We start from the raw sequence: 22,512 nt of genomic DNA on the forward strand, positions 1-22,512 counted from the left end.
ATCATGCGCCGTTCCCGTCGCTTCTTCCTGGGGGTGCTGCTTGGCTGTCTAGGCTTCGGCATGGCCTGGGTGGCCCTGGTCGCGGGCCAGCTCGGCCATCCGTTCGTCAACAACCTCTGGGTAGAGGGGGCCTATGCCAAGAAGCTGGCCCGGGCTGCCAGCTTGCCGGAGCCCAAGCTTGTGGTGGTCGCCGGGTCAGGCGCCATGTTCGGCATCGATTCAGCGCAGCTCGAGCAGGCCTTCGGCCGGCCAGTGGTCAATCTCGGGGTCAATGCCGGCATCCTGAGCCCCTATCTGCTGATCTACGCCCGGCAGGCGGTAAAACCAGGCGACTGGGTAGTGCTGCCACTGGAGTATCCGTTGTACCACGACCGGTTCGAGGTGAATCAGGTTTACCTGGAGTACTGGCTGAGCCATCCGGTCATTTATGGCTTGAATCCCTGGCGGTTGACCAAGCTTCTGGCGCTGACGCCGCTGGAGCGTGTGGTACAGGGCTATCGAGGCGTGCCTCAAGGTTTTCAGGTGGCCGGCCTCTACGGCGCGCAACACCTGGATGAGCGGGGCGACCAGACCCTGAGTCGGCGGGAGGAGCGCAGTCCGGACCTTTTCGCGGGCGCTATCCATTCTCCGGTCCAGCATTACGGCGCCCAGGCGACGGCCCTGAACGGCAGCTGGAAACTCTGGCAGGCCTTTGCACAGGAGGTGGAAAAGGCCGGTGGCTGCGCCGTGTTCGTGCCGCCCGCAATGCTGGATCGCCAGGCTTATCATGATGACCCGGCCGAACGGGCCTTCTACGAAGGACTACCCGCGGAGGCTCGTGCTCACGGGTTGAATTACCTGGGACGACCGCTGGACTTCATGTATCCGACCGATGATTTCTTCGATACCAACTACCACCTGACGGCCGAAGCCCGGCAGCTACATACCGCACGGCTGATCGAGCTGCTACGGTCTTCTGCAGGGCGCTGTGGCTTCGCCAAGGCTAGTGGAGGCTGACGGGACCCTTCCAGATCAACAGGAATTTTCCATCGATCTTCTCCTGGTGTTCGGGTACACCGAGTTGATGAATGGCGTGGATGACCTGCTGTTCGGTATCGCAGATGAGAAAGCTCCCGCCGTTGTGGGCCCAGGCCGGTTTGGATAGCCAGTCGAAGGGCTTGGCGCCTTCCGCGCCGATGGTGACGGGGGATATTTCGATGTTGGAAACCACGGCGTTGAGGCCGGCATTCCAGAACGTGGCGTAACCGTCTTTCAAGTTATTCTCGAGCAAGGCCTGGGCAAGAGGAAAGTTGCGATTGGTTGTCGCGTAGTCCCACTTCGGTACCGCGAGAATGGTGGCTGCGTAGGCGAGTGCGACGCCGCTACCCAGGGCGACCACACTGCCCTGGGACAGCAGGTGACGACCCAGTACCACGGCGCCGAGGATGAAGACCGGTACCAGATAGCGGGTAGTCATCAAATTCACCGGCAGATTACTCAGCACATAGGCGCCCAGCAGAATGGCGGTGCCCAGCAGACAACCCAGGCTCAGCGTGTCCGTTGCGCGCCGCTGCTTCGCGATCCAGTAAAGCGAGCCGAAGAAACCGAAGGCGACTACCGCATGGAAGACCTTGGTAATTCCGCCACGGGAGAAGATACGCTGATCGAAAAACTCGGCGTCGAAATACGCCAGAACGCCTTGCAAGGTCAGCTCCAGGTTCTGCCAAAACGTGGTGTAGCTGGCGAAGCGTAACGGTGGCAAACCCGGTGTGGTAAAGCCACCCAAGGTTTTGACGAGCAAGGCCAAGAGTTTGGCCATGAGTACCGCCGCCATACAGCTGGCGATGACCCACCACAACCTTGGGTTACGACGCACCTTGATCAGGACCGCGGCGCCTAGCGGCAGGAGCAGGACATAGCGAACGATGTCATCACTGAACAGGGCGAGCCCCAGGCACAGTGTGAGCAGGACGAGGCGCCAGCGACCCTGGTGCTCCTCGTAGGTCTCCACCAGCCACCAGGACAGCAAGGTCACCAGATAGGCGCCCATGTGGATGCAAGGCACCAGCAGCAGATTACTGGCGAAAAAGCCGGGTGCGGCGACGATCACCAGGGATGGCAGGCCCGCGAGACCACGCTTGCGAACGATGAGACGCGCCGCAACCACGACCACGGCGGCCAACAGCATGCCGGGGACCACATAGGCCCAGCCGAGATGCCAGCCGAAGACTTTGATCAAGACAGCATAGGGCAGGACTTCGGTGAAGTAGAAGGACACCGTGGAGAGGTTCCAGCCACTTAGCAGCAGGTTGCCGGCCGCGATATCGCGGGCCTCGAGCAGCGCCGAGGCGGCATCGGAGTTGAGCGGAACCTGAGTCGCGAAGCAGGCATAGACTATGGATAGCGCGATGAAGCCCAGCAGGTACCAAACGTCGCTGCGTTTCAGAAAAACAGGCATCACATCCTCTCGTATCGGCATTGCCGCTGGTGAGCGGGCAGTCAAGACGTGGCCGCGGCAAGGCTGGTAACGAGGTCCTCGGTCCGACTGGCCCAGGTCATTCCCTGCGTGCGGGTTTTGCCCGCCAAGGTCAGCTGGTGGCGCAGGTCTGTATCCTCAAGCAGACGCTTGAGCCCGGCGGCGATCGACGATTCATCCAGCGGATCGACCAGTACTGCGGCGTCCCCTGCAACCTCGGGCATCGAACTGACCTTCGAGGTAAGGACTGGGCAGCCGGAGGCCATGGCTTCGGCGATGGGCATGCCGTAGCCCTCATAGAGAGAGGGATAAGCCAAGAGGGTCGCGTTGGCATAGAGGGCCGGGATATGGCGTTGATCCACATAGCCCAGGAACAGCAACTCACCCGCGGCTTGCAGCCTGGTCATTAGCTCGGCTAGCTCTGAGTTGTGCCAACCGGGTGCACCGGCCAGGACCAGGGGATAACGCTGGCGTAGCGTCGAGTGCAGGCTTTCGAAGGCCCTGAGCAATCGAGCGAGATTCTTGCGCGGCTCAAGCGTTGCAACGGAAAGAATGAACTGCGGGGGAAGCCCCAGTTGCTCACGGCACTCACGGCGCTGGGTCTCGGTGATGGCGAAGAACTCGGCGGCGATGCCGGGACTTACCAGATCGACCGGTTTTTTCAGCTGAAGGGTATCGACCAGGTCATCACGGATGAACTCCGAGATCGTGATCAATCGCCTGGCGGTCGCGATGGTATGGGGGATCAATCGCCGCATTTCGTCGATGCGAGCGGGGGGATGCAGTTCGGGATGACGAAGGTGCGAAAGGTCATAGAGCGTGGCGACGCTGGGGCCGTCAAAAGGCAGCAGGAAATAGCCTGGCTCCCAATAGATGTAGCCATCCAACTGCGCGCCCCAAGAGCGAAAGGCTCTGTTCAAACGCGCCCGATAAAGCCGCCGCAGCCAGGGACGATAGCCGAGCCACCGGCGCAGCCTGCCGTAGCGCAATCGAGTGGATGACGGCGCCTCCCCGGTAGCCAGTTGCTTGAGCTTCTCGCGCAAGGCATCGCGATCCATAAGGCCGTTGTCACCATAGGCCTTGATGTCCTCAATCGCCGGGTGCTCGATGAGCTGTTCCAGCAAATGCAGCGTATAGCGCCCAATGCCGGTCATGGGTGGCTTGAGGACGTTGATGGAGACGAAGACCTTCATGTTTGCTCGACAGCTTCTGGTTGAACGCAGGCATCGCTGATGAGCAGCGACGTTCGCCAGGATGGCGTGGCCGGCACGTACCGGTGGCCTGGCCCTCATGCAAAGGCAGGCATTATCCGGGCTGACCACGATTAGTCCACGTCTGGTAGCGGTTTTATGAGCCATCCTAGCGCTGCCGAGACGACCGGACTGGGCGTCCCGTGCCATGCGCCTTATAATCGCCCGCCAATTTCGTACCTACTGGCCGCAATGCCAGCCATCGCTGCCGCTTCGGTTCGGCGACCATTCATCCGGCCAGCTATCGGCCCTTCACTGGCGAGCCTGCCCTGCGGGTCTAGCGAGGATTTGCGAGTTGCCATGCGTCTATTGATCGAATGCACCTACGTCTACGAGCACCCTTCCGATAATTCGGGTATTCAGCGGGTAGTGCGGAACGTCATCAAGCAGCTTCCGCATCTGGAGCCTTCGGTCGAATGTATCCCTGTGATGATGAAGCACGATCAGCTTTATCGGGTGAACAGCCTGGAGCCGCTGGAGGTCGATCAGGGACGTATCCGTCGGCGGCACTGGATCGGTCGTCTGGATCGCCTGCAAGATCGTTTTTGGCGCTGGCACGACCGGGTCGAACAGAGACTGCCCTTCGCCGAGCGTTCCTTGTTGCTGCGCCGCCTGTGGTACTGGCCGTGCCGCGCGACCAGCAAGGTCATCCAGTGGCCACTGAATATGCTGCGCGAGCGGGATTACCGCGCAGGCGAAGAGCCCGAGCGCGCCGTCCCCTTGGACATCGAGCCCGGTGACCAACTGGTGCTGCTGGATTCGTCATGGCATGCCGATTTCTTCGCCCTTGCCGAATCGCTCAAGGCGCGTGGCGTCGGCATCATTTCGGTGATGTACGACCTGATTCCCCTGACGCATCCGCAGTTCTGCGATAACCATCTCGTCAAGGTCTTCGATGAGTGGTTCGATTGGATCGCCCGTACTGCGGATGGCTTCATGGCCATCTCCCAGACCATCAGCCAGCAGGTCGAGGCCGAGTTACGCCGGCGTTTGGGGACCGCCGCCGAGCGTCAGTGGCATGGCTACTTCCAGTTGGGTTCCGAGCTCGATCTGACCAGCAGCGGAGCCGAATGCGATCCTCAGGTCAAAAAGCTGTTCGACGGCGCTGAGCCGGTCTATCTGATGGTCAGTACCATCGAACCGCGCAAGAATCACAGCTATCTGCTGGATGCCTTCGATCTGCTGTGGGCCAAGGGTGCGAAGGTCAGGCTGTGCATCATTGGCAAGGTCGGCTGGAAGACCGAAGCGCTGATCGAACGGATCAAGACCCATCCGCAGTATCAGCGGCAGCTGTTCATGTTCAACGGCGCCAACGACACCAGTCTCCAGTACGCCTATGCCCATGCCCGCTCGCTGGTCTTTCCTTCCTACGTCGAAGGTTTCGGTCTGCCGCTGGTAGAGGCCATGCAGCGTGGCTTACCGGCGATGGCCAGCGATATTCCCGTTTTCCGCGAGGTGGGCGGTGATTTCATGGCCTATTTCGACCTGGACGATCCGGCATCGCTGGCGGCTCAGGTGGAGCGTTACGAATCCGCGGATCTCTTTCCGGCCGCTCGTCCGTTGCAGGACTGGTCATGGGTCGGTTGGCATGAGGCTTCCCTGCAACTGGTGGAGCGCACTCGACAGGGCATCCTGCAGCAACAGCAGCGGCTGGAGACAGATGCCGTCGCCACGCCAGAGATAAGGCAGGCTTAAGGCTTCGCCTCCAGTCATCGGGTAGGATCGCGGACTCCACGGGCAAGGGAAACACCCCTCTACAACCTGTGATAGAGTCCGCACCCTGCGGTTTCGTTCCCTCTGTTCCTCTCGCTGGTATCTGCATGCAATCCACCCCCAAGACAGATCTCGAGCAGGCACTGATCGCCTGCAAGAGCAGCTTTCTGACGGTCGGCTTCTTCAGCCTCTTCATCAATCTGCTGCTGTTGGTCCCGTCCTTCTACATGCTCCAGGTGTATGACCGGGTCCTTAGCAGCAGCAGCATCACCACCCTCGTGATGCTCACGCTCATCATGCTGCTGTTGATGGCGACCTACGGTGCCCTGGAGTGGATTCGCTCACGCATTCTCGTGCGGGTATCGACCCGTCTGGATCTGATGCTCAACGAGCGCCTCTATGACGCCAGTTTCAAGCAGGCACTCTATACCGGGGGCGTCCATGCCTCGGCCCAGCCGCTCAATGATCTGACCGGCCTGCGCCAATTCCTGACCGGGCAGGGGTTGTTCGCCTTCTTCGATGCGCCCTGGCTGCCGATCTACATCGCGGTGATGTATTTCTTCCACCCCCTGTTCGGGGTGCTGACCGTGGTCGGCGCCATCCTGCTGGTGATCCTGGCCTATGCCAACGAGAAGCTCACCGGCAAGCGGCTGGCCGAGGCCAACCAGGAAAACGCCCGCGCGACCCAGTTCACCAGCAAGAGCCTGCGCAACGCCGAAGTCGTGGCGTCCATGGGGATGCTGCCCAGCCTCTTCAAGCAGTGGCGGCAGCGCAACACCAGCGTTCTGGCCCTGCAGGCACGTGCCAGCGAGCACGGCGGTGCCCTGAGCAACCTATCCAAGACGATGCGGATGGTGCTGCAGTCGCTGATCCTCGGCCTGGGCGCCTGGTTGGTCATCGACCACCAGATCACCCCGGGTCTGATGACCGCCGGCTCCTTGCTGCTGGGTCGGGCGCTGGCACCTATCGATCTGATGATCGGCAGCTGGAAGGGCTTCATCACCGCGCGTGGCCAGTATTCACGGCTGAACGAGATGATGCGTCAGGTCCCGGCTGAGCCGCCGCGCATGTCCTTGCCGGTTCCGAAAGGCAATATCTCGGTAGAGCAACTGATTCTCACGCCCCCTGGCGCCTTCCAGCCGGTGCTCAAGGGCATCACCTTCAATGTCACCGCCGGTGCCTCGGTCGGCATCCTGGGCGCTAGTGCGGCCGGTAAATCGACCCTGGCGCGGGCTCTGCTCGGTATCTGGCCAGCGCAAAGCGGCAAGGTACGGCTGGATGGCGCCGATATCGCCCAATGGAAGCGTGAAGAACTGGGGCCCTATATCGGTTACCTGCCCCAGGACATCGAGTTGTTCGATGGCACCATCAGCGACAATATCGCCCGTTTCGGTCAGGTGGATGCCAAGGCCGTGGTCGAGGCGGCTGAGCTGGCCGGCGTGCATGACATGATCCTGCGCCTGCCGCAGGGTTACGACACCATGATCGGTGCCAACAGCGGCGCGCTTTCGGGTGGCCAGCGCCAGCGCATCGGTCTCGCCCGCGCCGTCTATGGCAACCCGCGCCTCGTGGTCCTGGACGAGCCGAACTCCAATCTGGACGAGGCGGGCGAAAAGGCGCTGGGCGCCGCGCTGCTGCGCTTGAAGCAGACGGGTGCGACCCTCTTCATCGTTACGCACCGGGTCAGCGTGCTGGCCTATGTGGACAACCTCATCGTGATGAACGAGGGGCAGATCGTCATGTCCGGCCAGCGCGACCAGGTACTGGCGCAACTGCAGGGACGTCCCGCCACGCCACCTGTGGCGGCTGCCGAAACCGAATCCCTGCCCAAGACTGATGGCGCCGATGAGCAATCGGGAGGTATGGCCTGATGAAACCCCTGTATCTCGCTGAAGCCGAGGCCCAGGGCCTGAAGGTTTCCGACAAGCCGGTCCGTCGACTCGGTTTCATCATCCTGATCGTCGTGTTTGGCCTGGGTGGCCTCTGGGCTGGCTTCGCCCCGCTGGACAGCGCCGTGCTCGCCCAGGGTTACGTCACGGTCAAGAGTTCGCGCAAGACTGTCCAGCACCTGGAGGGCGGTATCGTCAAGGAATTGCTGGTTCACGACGGTGACCACGTGCACGCCGGTGATGTGCTGATGCGCCTCGACGATACCCAGGCCAAGGCTCAGTTGGAGGCGGCGCGCAGTCAGCTGATCGCTGCCCAGGCCCTTGAGGCGCGGCTGATCGCCGAGCGCGACGATCGCAATGAAGTGACCTTCGGTCCCAGCGACTTCCCCGAAGACGACAAGCGTGTCCAGGAAGCCCGCAACAGTGAGCGGCAGATCTTCATCGCGCAGCGCAATGCGCGCCTGGGTGAGATTGACGTGCTCAAGAACAAGAGCGCCGAGCTGGAGCAGCAGATCCGTGGTTTCGAGGCGATCATGCAGAGCAAGCAGGGCCTTTCGAAATCCTACGGCAGTGAAATCAAGGATCTGAGCGAGCTGCTCAAGCAGGGCTACGTCAATAACGAGCGCCTGCGCGACCAGGAGCGCAACCTTTCGCGCTTGCAGGGGGAGATCGCCGATCAGCAATCCGCCATCGCTCGCGCCAAGGTACAGATTGGCGAAACCAAACTGCAGATCCTGCAGACGACCCAGAAATTCAAATCTGATGTCGCCAACAAGTTGGCCGAGACCCAATCGCGTATCTATGAATTGCGCGAGCGGGTAGGGGCCTTGCAGGATCTCGTCAACCGTATGGTGATCCGGGCACCCGTGGACGGCATGGTCATGGGCCTGGCCGTGCATACCATCGGCGGCGTAGTGGCTCCGGGTACCCATTTGCTGGACATCGTGCCGATCGGTGCCGACTTGCTGGTCGAGGTCGAGGTACAGCCGAACGACATCGACCGTATCGAAGTGGGCAAGCTGGCCGAAGTGCGCTTTAGCGCCTTCAAGAACGCTACCACGCCGATCCTCGAAGGTAAGGTCGTCTATATTTCCGCCGACCGTTTCACCAATGAGCGAACCGGTGCGCCTTACTATCTGGCTCGGGTAGCCCTGACCGAAAAGGGTGTGCAAGACCTGGGTCGACGTGAGCTGGTACCGGGCATGCCGGCCGAAGTGCTGATCAATACGGGCGCCCGTACGTTGCTCAACTATCTGCTCAAGCCCGCCCGCAACGCCATGGCGCGTTCGATGATCGAGGAGTAAGGCGATGCGTAAACCCGCCAAGCTGCTCCTCGCGCTGGCTCTGGCCTGGCCACTGGTTGGCCAGGCTGCGTCTGGCGCTTCGCCTGACCCCGGTGCCTATCTGGACCTGTGGCAACTGTATCGGCAGACCATGGAATCCGATCCACGGATCGGCGGTGCGGATGCGCAGGTCAAGGCCAGCCAGGGCCAGCAGGATAGCGCCTTCGGCCAGATGCTGCCGCAACTGAGCGGGGGGGCTTCCACCAGTCGCATCAAGCGGACAGAGGGTCCCCAGACGCTGTTCTACGACGGTCAGACCTACAACCTGAGTCTGACCCAGGCGTTGTACAACCCGGCGGCCTGGCGCGGCTTTAAGAAATACGCCGAAATGACCAAGCAATACCATTCGCTGGCGGAGGATACCCGTATCCAGTCCGCCGCCGATCTGGTCCAGCGTTATTTCGCCGCCCTGGCGGCGGAAGACGAGCTGGAGCTGGCCACCGCCGAGCGCAAGGCGACTCAGCGAAATCTCGATAGCGTTTCGGCGCTGTTCGATCGGCAACTGGCAACGATTACCGACAAGCTCCAACTGTCCGCGCGGGTGGACAGCCTGAAGACCGCTGAGATCGAGGCCAAGAATCAGATCCAGGTGACGCGCGAGGCCTTGGCCGAACTGGTTGGGCATGAGATCTATCAGCCCCTCAAGCGTATCGATGATCGCACCCTGTTCACGGCGCTGCCGGGTTCGGAAACCGACTGGGTGCAGTCGGCAGTCGTCCACAATCCGGCGTTGCAGGCCAAGCAGGAAGCGCTGAACTCCGCTGAGTATGCGGTCAGTGAAGCCAAGGCAGGCCACTTGCCGACCTTGAGCCTGCAATTCGGCGCCCAACGCAGTGACTTTGCCTATGAGAACGTGATCGCTGCGAATGTCGTCGATACCTACTCGGCCAGCCTCAATCTGCAGATCCCCCTCTACAGCGGTGGCTCGGTGAGCGCTCGGACGCGCAGTCTGTATGGTTCGCGCGATTCCGCAGAAGATGACTACGAAGCGGTACGTCGGCAGGTGGTAAAGGAAACCAAGACCGCCTACCTGAAAAGCTTTGCCAATCTGAGCAAGATCGAGTCCTCGCGTAATGCCCTGAACTCGGCGATCAAGTCACGCGAAGCGAGCGAGAAGTCCTTCTCTCTGGGCGTGTCTACCGCGGTAGACGTGCTCAATGCGGTCCGCCAGGAATACAGTGCTCGTCGCGACTATCTTCGGGCTCAATATGACTTCATCACCAATCAACTGGTCCTGCTGCGGTGGAGCGGTGATTTCAAGGATGCCGATATCCAGCGGATCAATGCCTGGTTGAGCGTACCCAAGCCGGATGAGACGCGTAAAACCGGGTTGAAGCCGGAAGAGGCCAAGCAGGGCTAAAGTCCGTTACCTCACAAGGCGTCATCCTGGCGCCTTCGCCTCGTTTGCGCCGATCATGGCGATGGATCGGCCGTTTTTCTTTTCCTCCCTCCTTGGCATCTGCTGAGCGATGTCGCGATACCTGAGCGATCAGGCAGGCGGCAGTAAGCGGTGGCAGTAAATTCTGCACCTGACGCTCAGCGGAGCTATCTCTGGCCGAATTCTCAAGCGGTCAAGTCCTCTCCTCTTTATGCCGACGACAATGGTGGAAGAACACCATTTCTGGAGCGTTCCTATCACGCGAAAGGAATGCTTGAACTGTCTCTTTAGGCGTCTAAGACGGTACTTTCAAGGCCGGAAGCTAAGGAAGTCTTAATAAAAATGACCATTCGTAACTAATTGTTGCCCGATAGTCTTGCTGTTGTGATTAATGTGATGTGTGTCACATTTATGGCGCCATAATGGCCGCTCTGAAATCGGCATTGGCCTGTGGAGAGCGCTATGCAAGGGTTGGAGCAGAGGGGTTTTACCTTCAAGACCCGCTTGCTAAGCCTAGAGCCAGGTATGTACATCGCTCGCTATGCTTCCTTGCCTGTGCCCGAGCAGCCCTGCCTGGTTAGCTTCCAACCTGCCCTGATCGGGAAAAGCTCGGTCGACTTCTTCCCGGGTGAGAGCGTGGTACGCAATACCTTGGCGCAGCTAGGCGACACCCTGATCATCCGGGTGAAAAATGGCAGCGGGACATTGCTCGTTACCGAGTATCAGCTCGAAGGTGCCAAGGCTCACACCGTCGATCTCAGGATCGATAGGATCGACACCTCAGAGGCTATCTTGCGGCGCTCCGCGAATAGCCCTGTCACAGATAGCGAGAGGACCCGGTCTTCAGCCGTTCCCCTCAAGATAAGCGGCCACTTCCAACAGGGCAGCGCGGTCGCCCAGGGCGGCTCACTCGGCGAGCCACAGGCAGAGCAACGCCTGGAGGGCTTCTGTATCGAATGGCCAGGGCGTCCTGAAGGCGTCGATCTCGCCTACAGCTGCCATATTGCGGGCGCTCTCCAGCCGGCGGTCACGACCGGAAATTTTCTTGGCACGGTCGGCAAGAGCCTGCCCATCACCGCGATCGCGATGGCCTTGATCGGTCCCCGGCGGGCCGACTACCAGCTAAACGCCTGGGCCGCCTTCGCCGGTCTAGCTCCACAACCTCTTTTGCCCGGCCAGGAGTGCGTTGCTCCAGCAAACGGCTTCCTGACCGCGCTGCACGTATCGATCAACCCTGGCGTCGAGATGAACGCTTGTCGCTACCAGTCTCCCTGGGATGGTCCTGTCCACCACCGTTCACATAGCGCCTTTCATGAAGAAGCGCTCCAGGAGACTTAGACATGCAATACGATCAGCCCCTTAGCGCTCAGTCCGTACAGAGTTCCCTGTCGTCCAGCTCGCTGAGCTCCAATACCTTGGCGGCCATTTCCTCGGTGCTCGGCCTGGGTAGTACGACCAGCACCAACGCCCAGGTAGCGGTGGTCAGCTACAACGGCGGCACCGTGAATACGGTCCACGACAGCAGCGGCGCCGTCGTCGCGCCGCAGATGGTCCTGCTCAATAACCTGGGATCCAGCGGCAGTCAGGTGACCTTGAACATCCCGACTTCCCTCGCCAATGCCCATGCCTTCGTTTTCGATACCAAAGCCACCATTACCGCGACCTTCGGTGCCTCCACCAGTCAAACCGCGCAAGCCGAGCAGGTCGTCAAGGATGCGCCAGTCAATACGGCCAACTTCGGCCGGGTGATCGTGGGCGGTTCTGGCGGTAACACGCTCACCGTCAACGATAACGTGAGCACCTACATTGATGGCGGTGCGGGCAATGACACCATCACTACCAATGGCGGCAACGACACCATCGTGCTTCATGGTGGCGTCAACACCGTCAATACGGGCTCCGGGAATGACGTGATCTATACCGGTAACGGTAAGGACACGGTTCAAGGTGGTCAGGGCTACGACGTTGTCGTGGTGAACGGCAAGCTGGCCGATTACACGGTCAAGGTCGGAACCGACGGCAGCGTGACCTTGAGCAGTACGTCGAGCACGGCGCCAGGTACGGTCATCGCGAAAGATGTCAGCTTCTTCACTGACGCCGATGGCAAGAACTCCCTGACCGTGACATCCGATGTGACTCATGCGAGCGCGGTCCGGATGTACGAAGCCTTGCTTGGCCGGACGGCCGATCAGGCTGGTGCTCAGTACTGGTTGGATAACGTCTCCGCCAATGGTGGAAACGTGACTGCAGTCGCTACGGCATTCATGAACTCCAGCGAGTACCAGAACAAGATGGGGAATGCCTCTGACGCGACCTTCGTGCAGTCCCTTTACCAGAACATGCTTGGCCGCAGCGCCGATGCCTCGGGGTTGGCGTACTGGACTAACACCCTTTCCGAAGGCGCCTCCCGAGCCTCGGTAGTGGTGAGCATCGTTGGATCGGCGGAGGCGCAGCACCACGATACCGGGGTGTTGGTCATCACCGGCCAAGTCTGATTCTTCAACCTTGACCGAACACTTCCGGCGCCGGAAGTGTTCGGTCGCTCTTTCTGGCTACCGTAGTGGAGATTCGGGCATGAGCTCGCTATCGCTCATGGAGGACTATCAGGCTCTCAAGCAGGCCGGTCGATTGGCCTGCGCTGCCGAGCGTCTTGCGCTGGCCTTGCGGATTACCGAGCAGCGTCCGGTGGCTCTCGTATCCGCGGGATTGGAAGCGCTGCAGCGAGGTTTGCTCGACGAGGCTTTCCTGGCGTTGGCCGAGGCTGCCACGCAGTTGCCGCAACAGGGTGAAGTCTGGGCGCTGCTCGGTCACGTACTACTGGAAAAGGGCGAATATCAAAGGGCCTACGATCTGTTATCGGCACCAGCCAACCCGGCACGTAATACCGCTGCAGTGCGTCTTTTGCGCTTGCGCGCGCTGATAGCCTTGCCCGGACTGGCAGTCGATCAGTGGGTGGCGCAACTTCCCTATGCCAGCAGCGCCGCGGAAGTAGGACTGCTCCTCAAGCATCTGCCACCGGGTTGCTGGGGTCATGTCGAATTCGATCCGGTACATCGGGAGATCCAGGGCTGGGCGCTGGATACCCGGCATCCTCACCGACCGGCCAGCCTGAGCCTGGAGATGGGCAGGCAGCCACGGAAATCCCTATTGGCCGATCTGCCTTGTCCGTTGTTGGCTGAGACCGGCACTGCCGGCTGCCATGGCGGCATTCGCCTCCGGTTGGCCGCCGATATCGACAGCGTGCGCCTTTACTGGCCGAGTGGCACGGCTGTGACTGGGAGTCCCTTGGCGACCGTGGCGCCCCTGGCCGCTACTCCAGAGGTCATGGCCGGGCAGCCGCTGGACAGGGTCGTCGATGTGCTAATACCGGTCTATGAGGGGCGAAAAGCCGCCCTCGCTTGTATCGACAGTGTGCTTGGCAGTCGCGTGGCCAATCGCACGCCGATGAACATCATCGTGCTGGATGACGCCAGTACGGATCCGGCATTAGGGCAGGCGCTGGAAACGCTGGCAGCGGCCGGAAGCATCGAGCTGCATCGTCGTCCGATCAATCTGGGCTTCATTCGGAACATGAATCGCGGGATGGCGCTGCACGCTCAGCGGGATGTCCTGTGGCTGAACGCCGATACCCTGGTAGCTGGTGACTGGCTGGACCTCTTGCGTGAGACCGCCTATCAAAATCCCTCTGCCGCGACCGCCACGCCCTTCAGTAACAATGGCGAGCTGCTGAGTTTTCCGATGCCCTGCGAAAGCTATCCAATGCCGACGCAGGACGAGCTTGAGATCCTCAATGCTCAGGCGTCAGCTAGTGCCGAGTCGTCACCCGAGGTCGAGGTTGGCTGCGGTTTCTGCCTGTACATCAAGCGCTCGGCCTTGGCCGATGTCGGGCCGCTCGACGAGTTGCACCTCAAGCGTGGCTATGGCGAGGAGACCGACTGGTGCCTGCGGGCCAAGGAGCGAGGCTGGGTGCACCTCGCGGCCCATCGCGTAGTCGTCGCCCATTGCGGTGGCGTTTCCTTTGGCAGCGAAAAACTGGAACGGGTCGCCTTCAATAATGCGCTTCTTCGTCAACGTTATCCCGCTGCCGATAGGGCCTTCGAGCGGTATCGGCGTCATGATCCGCTCAGGCCTTATCGAAACCGTCTGCAACGTGAGCGGCTCATGACGCTGGGGCCCCAATTGGCGACGGCGGGCATCACGGCTCGTCTCGCCTCTACCCGCTACTTCGAGCGAATGGTGCACTGGGGTGAGCAGGTGCCATCCTTCGTGATTGCCTATCGGCAGAACGATGGCCAACTGAGCGTCGAACTGCGTGTGAGCGGCTATGGCCTGCCCTTGCTGCTGAATTATCAATTGCCCGCCCAGGCCGACCAGTTGCTGGGCGATCTAGGTCGTCTGGCTCCGGCAAGACTGCACTATCTGCAGGCGAGGGACTGTCCTGCCGCCCTACAGACGCTACCCGTCCAGTTAGGTATTCCCTATGCGCTGTACGGCGTCGATGAATGTCCTTCGCCACTTTCCGAGGCAGATGATGTTTTTCTGCGCAATGCCAGTACTCTCTTGACCCCTTACGCGACCTTGACCGCTTCGCTTTGCCTGCGCTGTCCAGAGATGCCCGTGCTCCAGACTGCCCAGGTGAGGGCCTCGCCGTCATCGCTCTGCACGGAAATGGGCAACGTCTTGATTGGCGATGTGCTGGATACTCCAGAACTTGCTCAGCGCTGGCTCGACGTTCTGCGCCTCAGCCGGCGCCGAGGATTGCAATGTCAGTTCCTACTTGGCGATTCGTCACCTTGGACGACCAGATTGCTGCCAGTGGGCAACGTCCGACAGCTACCTGACGTCCCTGGCATTCCGCGTCATCAGCTTCCTAGGTTGGCGGGTTGCACTCTCGTCCTCAGCCTGGACCCGGCGCCAACCACCACCTGGTGGGCACCTCGTATAGCCCAGGGCTCTGGGCTGATCTTGCATGCACCGGCAGGAAAGGTAGCTCTTGAAGCGGGTGCCCAGGTGCTGGGGTTACTGCCGTCGGCGCTGGTGGCCTTGTTGAACGACGTATTTCCTCTCGGTTTTCTGCATGAATGATTTCAGCCAACCTCGTCCTGCTATTCCTGATGGCCGTATCGAAAGCCTGCATGGTGGTGTGCTGCAGGGCTGGGCCTGTGACTTAGCCCAACCGGACCTCAGGCTCGCACTCGAGGTTATGATCGATGGCGCCATCGTAGCCTTGGTACGCGCCGACGAATATCAAAGCGGGCCCTGTGTGGGCGACGGCTTCCATGGCTTTGCCATCCAGCTTCGCGAGACCTGGTTGGCCGATGCTCGACAGATCAGCGTGCGGGTGGCCAATGGTGGAGCGATCGTGGGGCATCCTCTAGAACTGCCGCTTTCCCCCGCGTGCGAGCCCTCGCTACCGGGTAGCCAAGTTTGGTATGGCGGTGGTCTGTTGGTCACTGGCTGGCTTTGGTCCGCGGCCGCGCCGGGGCTACACAAGGAAGTCAGAGCACGTCTGGGAGATAGGATCATCGCGCGATGCAGGGCCGATCTCTGGCATCCCGCGCTCAGCTATCGACCCGACGCCGATCATGGTTTTCGGTTGGAGCTGCCTTGGACGCTCGGCCATGGCGAGCGCCACGAAATCCATATCGAGGACGATCAGGGCGTAGCGCTGAAAGGCAGTCCCATTAGCGTCTGCTGCCAGGCGGAGGGACTCGGTGCCTTGCTCGAGGCCGGCTGGCCGGAACAGGCGGCACCCGAGTTGCGCGAGCTTGCCCTGCGTCTCGCGCAAGACTACGGACAGCGTTGTCCGCGCAGCGCAGGCTTTGGTCACTATCCCTACTGGTTCGCCCTGCATCAACGTTTGCCTGCGTTTCCTGCTCAGGTGGCGAGCCGACAGATCGCCGTATTGCTCTATGGTGAGGCTCAGGATTACGAGCGACATGCCTGCCTGGATAGCTTGAGTGCCCAACGGCTGGCGCCTAGCGGCCAGAAGATCGCCACCACCGATTTCGCCGGATCGCTCCGGCAGTTGGTCGAGGAGGGGGCGGATGCTGTTTTGCTGTTGCCCTTTACCTCAAGACTGCTACCCCAGGCACTCGATCAACTGGCGTTGGGCTTATTGGGCCGCAACGACGATCCGCCCGCCGCCTGGGCGTTTGCCGATTGCGATCAGGATCAGCCCGATGGCAGCCACGGCAATCCCTGGTTCAAACCCAGTTGGGATCTGGATCTCTATCTGGGCACGGATTTGTTCTGCGAGGCCGCCCTGTTCGGCCGGACCGTCATCCTGCAGGCGTTGGCGACACTGGAGCAAACGGCTGGTAAACACCGTGACCGCGAGGCGGTCCTTGCTGCCTTGGTCTGGGAGACCGTAAAGGGCGACTTATCCGTCGCTCGAGTGTCCCAGGTGCTCAGCCACCGCAGTGCCCTGTGTCCGGCGACCCCTGCCGAGTGCGATGCCCAGAAGCCCGAGCGTCTGGAGCGTATGAACTGGCTGCTGGAGCGGTTGCAACCTGGCAGTTACCTGAGCCGTCAGCACGGACTCACCGGGGCTCTGCGGGCTCATTGGCCCTTACCCGCACGATTACCCAAGGTGAGCCTCATCGTGCCCACCCGGAACGCTCACATCCTGTTGCAGGCGTGCATGGAGGGGTTATTGGAAGGTACGGACTATCCCGCCCTTGAGTTGATCGTCATCGACAACCAGAGTGACGATCCCGCGACGCTGGACTACTTCGAAACGCTGAAAACACGCGGCGTAAGGGTTTTGGAGCATCCCTATCCCTTCAATTACGCCACCCTTAACAATCGTGGTGTGGAGATCGCCACGGGGGAGTATGTCGGCTTCATCAACAACGACATCGAAGTGCTCTCTCCAGACTGGCTGAAGGAAATGGTGAGTCTGGCTGCGCGGCCCGATGTGGGGGCTGTCGGCGCCAAGCTGCTGTGGAAGAATGGAATGGTGCAGCATGCGGGGGTAGTGGTTGGCATCAATGGTCTGGCTGCCCATACGGGAAACCATTGGTTGCGCGAAGATGCCGGCTACCTGGGTTTCAACCAACTGACCCGTCAGCAGAGTGCCTGTACCACGGCCTGTCTGTTGATGAGGCGCGACCTCTATCTCGGACTAGAAGGGATGGATGCTCAGCGCTATCCAGTGGCCTTCAATGACGTCGATTTGTGCCTGCGTATCGATGCATTGGGGCTGAAAGTACTCTGGACTCCCTTTGCCGAACTGATTCATGCCGAATCGGCGACGCGTGGAAAAGACACCTCATCCGAAAAGGCCGCCCGAGCACAGCGAGAGCAGCGGGCCCTGTATGAAACGTTCTCGTCGCAGGTCTTGGCGGACAGGTTCTACAGTCCGTCGCTGAATCAGGACTGGGCCCTTGGACCTTATGGCGGCCTCAACCTGGCGCTCGGGCGGGCATGACCATGGACCTGGCTGAGCTCTGGCAGGCTGGACCTCAGGAGCTGAGCGGCAAGGATTACTATCGAACTCGCATCGATCGCCTGGCAGTAGCGGGCGTGGCATCGTTCTATCGGCTGTTCCTGCTCATCTGGCAAACACGGTCGCTAGACCTCCAGCTCCGCTTCCCCTTGCACGATGACGAGGCCAGAGGCGCCTATCTTGGGTGGTTGATTACCTCGGGCGGTCGGGAATACACCGCGCTACGAGAACTGGAAGAGTTCTGGGCCGAACTCTCCGGGCGCGCCTCTTTGCCTGATACGCCTTGGTCGGGTGGTCTGTCACGGGTAATCGTCGCCTTGATCCGCCAGCGCGAGGATCTGGGAATCTCGGCCGGCCTGGCGCAAGAGCGGGAGCAGTGGGCGGCGCTGGTCTGGTTTTTCTTCAGTGGCGGCTATCGCGAGATAACGCCCGAATGCCTGGAGATTCCCTTTTGGCAGAAGAGCTTCTTCATTGACTCTGCTGAGCTGGAGAACACCCGGTTTGCCAGACTTCTGCATTCGGCTCGGTGTGATCTGCAACAGGCCTTCAACCTGGCGACGGAGCAGGGCAGAGCAGGATACAGAAACTGGCTGCGCCATAGCGGCAGACAGGAAACTCCACTCGACTCCTTCTTCGACGCCAGCCGCCTTGCCTGGCCTGCCGAAAAGGGCGGCGACCCTCAGCCGTTTGGAGTGAATCTGATTGGTTACGCCTATGGCGAACTGGGTATCGGAGAGGACCTGCGGATGGCCGCGAGGTCCCTTGAGGCCGCCGGCATTCCCTTTCTGGTAATCAATGTGAGTCCGGGCGCTGATACCGACGAAGGCGACCATAGCGTCTCACACTGGGTGACTTCGAAGCCCCGCTTTCGATACAACCTGATCTGCCTGACCGCCCTCGAGCATGCCAGGGTCTATCTGGAGCAGGGCAGCAGCCTGTTTGCCGGGCGCTACAACATCGGTTATTGGCCCTGGGAACTGCAACGCTGGCCGGCCGCCTGGAAGCACTGTTTTGCCCTGGTCGACGAAGTCTGGGCTTCGAGCAAGTATATCGAGACCGCTCTGTTGGCCGCTGCGGACATTCCGATTTGCTGGATGCCCATGGCCGTCGAGGTACCGAATAGCGAGCCTCGGGATATCGTGCGCAGCCGTTTTGGCCTGGAGCCAGGACGTTATTACTTCGTGTTTTCTTTTGATGGCGGATCTTCGTTCAAGCGCAAGAACCCTATCGCCGTCATAAGCGCCTTTCAGGAGGCCTTCGCTAGGCATGATGCCTCCGTCGGCTTGGTCGTGAAGTGCATGAGGGCGGCTAAAGACCTGGCTGCCTGGGACGAGCTGCAGGATCTCGTGGCGGGCGATGACCGTGTCGTCCTGATTGACCGGGTTCTCGCCAAAGACGATGTCTTGGCACTTTATTCCGCCTGCAACTGCTTCGTTTCGCTCCATCGTGCGGAAGGCTTTGGCCGTGGCATCGCTGAAGCCATGCTGCTGGGCCTGGATGTGGTGGCCTCTGCAGCGGGCGGCAACGTCGACTTCTGCACGGCTGTCGCAGGAATAGAACTCATCCCTTGCCAGATGGTGGAAACGAGCGCGATGGACTATCTCGAAGGCGCTGCCAATTGCTGGGGAGAGCCTTCTCACCTCGACGCGGTAAGGGCTCTGCAAAACAGCGTGTGCAAAACAGAACATCTTGCTGATCGGTGTAAGAAGTTGGTCGGATTTTCCCCCGGAACGGTTGGTAGCCGATATGCAACGAGATTTTTGGAGCTGGAGCAGCAGAGGCGATAAGGCCAAATGGAAAGTAAGTTCATCGGGTGCGTCGACACCAGCGCAACGAAACGTATAGAGGGGTGGGCCTATGACAGGAGCGCCCCTCTTGAGCGTGTAAGGGTTCTCGCCGTCCAGTCCGGAAAAGTTCTGGCCGCTACGGTGGCAAACAAATTCAGGGCTGATTTGAAGAGCATCCTGGATAGCGATGGTTGTCAGGGATTCAGCCTCGAACTGCCGAGTTTGAAATCTTTCGAACCGATCAGCGTCCTGGTTCAGGATAGCCAATACGAGCTGACCAATAGTCCGGTAATAGCCAATCTCGAAGATGCCTTGACCTGCATGCAGGACTCGGGTCTCTATGAGTTGTCTGGAAGTGACGTGCTACCTGAGGAGCTGCGCAAGATCACCACGATTAGAAACTCTTATGCGCAGTTACTAGGACGTTTGCCCAGCGCTGAAGAGGCCAAGAACGCCATTGCCTTTCTAGTGGAGAAAAGCGTATTCGAGCTGGTCCTGTCCATTCTCTACTCCGAAGAATTTTTGAGCCGCAAGCGCGACTTCGGCAAGCTTCCCCAGGCGTTGGTTAGTCTGGCGCTGGCAGCCGATGGGTTGACCGCCAATTGGGAACGCCTCCTTTATTGCTTGTCACGCACTGCCAATCTGGGTGACTCGCAACAGCTAAGCCAGTTGCTTCAGGACTGGGCAACCGCCCCTGTGCTGGGCTGCTTTACGCTAAATGAGGCCAATGACGTCGTCGGTTGGGCCATAGATGTCAGGAATCCCTACTTGGCAGTCTCCTTGAGCCTGGAGTTCGGTGGCGAGATTCGCCATACGGAAACAGCCGGTGCGCCTTATAGTCTCGCTTTCCATTTTCCGCAGTTGGCTGGTGCGAGTCCGTCCAAACTTCCGGCGATCGTGGCGAATGGATGTCCGCTTCAATTCCTGAAGACAACGATAACGCCTTTCGAGCTGCTCCTAAAAAAGGTCACTCTCTATCACACGGTCATGTGGGATGCACTGATTCGCTCGAATGCGTCCGCTGTGCTGAGGCAGGACTCTATCTTGAGTCTGCAGGGTGATGGCAGTCATTCCTACATTTCCAAGTATATGGAGCATGTCTATCATGAGCGCTTTGGCAAGGCTGCGAATGTGCAATCACTCAAGGGACGATCTGAGCTGGTCAGCTGGTATGTCAATGAGTTTCGTGAGCAGTGGCAGGGCAACACGGTCTTTCCGGTTTCTGCAGGTTTCGCCGAACACATGCAGGAAGGCTGCTTCAACGATGAGGTAACCGAGCTGTTCGTATCGAGGCTGCTATTCCTGTTCTGGAAGAAGCATGAAGTGGAAAAGGACAGTCTGTTTTCCAGGTTGAAATACATGCATCTGCTGTATCGCCTGGTTTCTTCGCCCAATGCAGGATCTGTCGCTTTCCTGAGATTGTGCGGTGAGCGCTTGATCCAGCCACTGCAGGCCCGCCATCCTGATTCTTCCCGTTTGCCATTCGATATCAACTGGTACTGGCGAATTGCGTTGGCCGAGGAGCTTCAGGAAGTCGGTACAGGGGAATTCTCGGCCGCCAGATACGTAGAATTCACCTTCAACAAGGTTTTTTTCTGTTGTGCCTCGGGCTTTCATGTCGATCTACTCCCTGCTGCCTGGCTCGACTATTGGAGGGACGATATCGGTGATGGCCTGGGCAGAGCCGAACTAGTCATGGCTAAGGCCTTACTGGGCTACGAGCCTCGTCTCGAGGTGGCGAAACAGTGGTTGGCGGAGGTTTTGTATAGACGCTATCCGCAGCTCCAGATACTGAAGCCTGTGGAGAGCGATGAAAGGACCGGTCGGCTGTCAGGTCGCATGAGAGCCTTGATTGAGGGGGTACGGCAGATTGAAAACAAGGTCTTCGTGGTAGGTCATACCTCGCAGACCGGACTAGGCGCCAACTTGCGCATGACGGTAGAGGCACTCAAAGGTATCAATATCAGGCCGGCTATCGTTTCTGTCGATAAGGGTGAGCTCGAACTCGGTGAGGAGCAGTGCCGAGAGGCTACAGATGTCGAACGGCCGGTGATCATCTTTCATGTCAATGCGGACCGAATTCCCTACGAATGTTCGAGACTTCCAGCGGACTTGCTGGAAAAGGCCCATAAAATCGGCTTCTTCCTCTGGGAGACGTCCAGTCCGCCCGCCAGTCATAGGCTGGGTCTCGAGCTGATGAATGAGGTCTGGGTTCCCACGACTTACCTGCAAGACATCTATTCCCGAATCACCACTACGCCGATAGTCAATGTGCGGAAAGGGATCTCCCTGCCAACTTCCTTCGAGGCTTTCGAGCGCAAGGATATCGGCCTGTCTGACGAGGATTTCGTATTTCTGTCGATTGGCGACTTTCACAGCTCGATACCCAGGAAAAACCCGCTCTCCGTGGTGCAAGCCTTCAAGGCAGCGTTTTCATCTGGAGAGAACGTAAAGCTGGTCTTGAAGATCAGGAACGTAGACTTCGATCACTGGTGTAATCAGGGCGGATATTGGAACAGGGTGCTGGAGGCCATCGGTGGAGATGAACGTATCACTATCCTCGACCATGATCTGTCCGCCTCTCACTATTGGGGGTTAATGGACAGCTGTGACGCCTTCGTTTCGTTGCACAAATCGGAGGGCTTCGGCTACGGCATCGCCCATGCGATGTTGCTGGGGAAACCCACCATCGTGTCTGATTACTCGGGGTCTAAGGATTTTTGCAGCGACGCGACCAGTTTCTTGGTTGAGGTCGAGGAAGTTCTCGTTGAAGAGAGCGAGATGCCCTCTGTGGTTGCCGGAGCAGTCTGGGGTATGCCCTCCGTGGACGCGGCGGCGATCCAAATGCGCAGGGTCTACCAAGACAGCGGGGAGGCCCAGCGACGAGCAACGAACTCGCTGGAATTCATGAGCACAAACTATTCTCTGGCAGCCCTTTCCCGTATGTACGCCTCTAGGCTGGGTCTTTAGCCACGAAGTGCCGACAGGGCGGTGACACGTCTTTAGCGTTGCCTCCGCTGTCGGTTCTGTCACCAGCACGAAACCATAACGGCAGATGAGCGCCGACTACCTAGGCTTGAGGGTTTGCTTTGGTCACAATGAAGGTGATCGAGCGCTGCAAGCAGGGGGAAGCCACTGCGGTGGCTTCCCCCTGCTTGCGTCTTGAAAAGATGGTGCCGGCACCAGGAGTCGAACCCGGGACCTACTGATTACAAGTCAGTTGCTCTACCAGCTGAGCTATACCGGC

The 22,512-nt window shown here is 59.7% G+C and carries 13 protein-coding genes and 1 tRNA gene; 11 read left to right on the forward strand and 3 right to left on the reverse strand.

Features of this window, described 5'->3' with window-relative positions; genetic code table 11:
* Positions 1-3: 3 nt before the first annotated feature.
* Positions 4-996 carry a hypothetical protein gene (locus tag FAZ11_RS14445; protein ID WP_058772086.1) on the forward strand — a complete coding sequence of 331 codons (993 nt, stop codon included), beginning with the start codon at positions 4-6 and terminating at the stop codon, positions 994-996.
* On the opposite strand, the gene FAZ11_RS14450 is transcribed toward FAZ11_RS14445, so the two are convergent.
* Both FAZ11_RS14450 and FAZ11_RS14455 read right to left on the reverse strand, forming a co-directional pair.
* Positions 983-2,482 carry a hypothetical protein gene (locus tag FAZ11_RS14450; protein WP_137279519.1) on the reverse strand — a complete coding sequence of 500 codons (1,500 nt, stop codon included), beginning with the start codon at positions 2,480-2,482 and terminating at the stop codon, positions 983-985. The genes FAZ11_RS14445 and FAZ11_RS14450 overlap by 14 nt on opposite strands.
* On the reverse strand, positions 2,479-3,648 hold the full coding sequence (locus FAZ11_RS14455; RefSeq protein ID WP_058766542.1) for a glycosyltransferase family 4 protein: 1,170 nt from the start codon (positions 3,646-3,648) through the stop codon (positions 2,479-2,481). The genes FAZ11_RS14450 and FAZ11_RS14455 overlap by 4 nt, the downstream gene beginning before the upstream one ends.
* Positions 3,649-4,005: 357 nt before the next feature.
* Between FAZ11_RS14455 and FAZ11_RS14460 the strand changes: the two genes are divergently transcribed.
* From FAZ11_RS14460 to FAZ11_RS14505, 10 genes are all read left to right on the forward strand, one after another.
* A complete protein-coding gene (locus tag FAZ11_RS14460) occupies positions 4,006-5,400 on the forward strand; it encodes a glycosyltransferase family 4 protein (protein WP_058772088.1) in 1,395 nt (464 codons plus the stop codon).
* 125 nt (positions 5,401-5,525) lie between these two features.
* Positions 5,526-7,289, forward strand: coding sequence for a type I secretion system permease/ATPase (locus tag FAZ11_RS14465; RefSeq protein ID WP_058766544.1), 1,764 nt, complete (start codon positions 5,526-5,528; stop codon positions 7,287-7,289).
* Entirely contained in the window at positions 7,289-8,611 is a 1,323-nt protein-coding gene (locus tag FAZ11_RS14470; protein WP_058766545.1) for an HlyD family type I secretion periplasmic adaptor subunit, read from the forward strand. The genes FAZ11_RS14465 and FAZ11_RS14470 overlap by 1 nt, the downstream gene beginning before the upstream one ends.
* A gap of 4 nt (positions 8,612-8,615) precedes the next feature.
* The gene (locus FAZ11_RS14475; RefSeq protein ID WP_058772089.1) at positions 8,616-10,010 is read left to right on the forward strand and encodes a TolC family outer membrane protein; all 1,395 of its coding nucleotides are present in this window, start codon (positions 8,616-8,618) and stop codon (positions 10,008-10,010) included.
* A 543-nt stretch (positions 10,011-10,553) separates the two neighbouring features.
* Entirely contained in the window at positions 10,554-11,366 is an 813-nt protein-coding gene (locus tag FAZ11_RS14480) for a cell wall-binding repeat 2 family protein (RefSeq protein ID WP_240043631.1), read from the forward strand.
* A gap of 2 nt (positions 11,367-11,368) precedes the next feature.
* Positions 11,369-12,523 carry a DUF4214 domain-containing protein gene (locus FAZ11_RS14485; RefSeq protein ID WP_058772091.1) on the forward strand — a complete coding sequence of 385 codons (1,155 nt, stop codon included), beginning with the start codon at positions 11,369-11,371 and terminating at the stop codon, positions 12,521-12,523.
* A gap of 79 nt (positions 12,524-12,602) precedes the next feature.
* Positions 12,603-15,113, forward strand: a complete 2,511-nt coding sequence (locus tag FAZ11_RS14490) for a glycosyltransferase family 2 protein (RefSeq protein WP_058772092.1) — start codon at positions 12,603-12,605, stop codon at positions 15,111-15,113.
* Positions 15,106-17,460 (forward strand): glycosyltransferase family 2 protein, encoded by a 2,355-nt coding sequence (locus FAZ11_RS14495; protein ID WP_240043630.1) that lies wholly within the window; start codon positions 15,106-15,108, stop codon positions 17,458-17,460. Before FAZ11_RS14490 ends, FAZ11_RS14495 begins: the two co-directional genes overlap by 8 nt.
* Positions 17,457-19,265: a glycosyltransferase gene (locus tag FAZ11_RS14500; RefSeq protein WP_058772094.1), complete on the forward strand. Its 1,809-nt coding sequence runs from the start codon at positions 17,457-17,459 to the stop codon at positions 19,263-19,265. The genes FAZ11_RS14495 and FAZ11_RS14500 overlap by 4 nt, the downstream gene beginning before the upstream one ends.
* Positions 19,266-19,271: 6 nt before the next feature.
* Complete coding sequence (locus FAZ11_RS14505) at positions 19,272-22,235, forward strand: glycosyltransferase family protein (RefSeq protein ID WP_058772095.1); 2,964 nt, start codon at positions 19,272-19,274, stop codon at positions 22,233-22,235.
* 201 nt (positions 22,236-22,436) lie between these two features.
* On the opposite strand, the gene FAZ11_RS14510 is transcribed toward FAZ11_RS14505, so the two are convergent.
* Positions 22,437-22,512, reverse strand: a tRNA-Thr gene (locus FAZ11_RS14510).

Source organism: Pseudomonas rhizoryzae, from assembly GCF_005250615.1.
Lineage (GTDB): Bacteria > Pseudomonadota > Gammaproteobacteria > Pseudomonadales > Pseudomonadaceae > Chryseomonas > Chryseomonas rhizoryzae.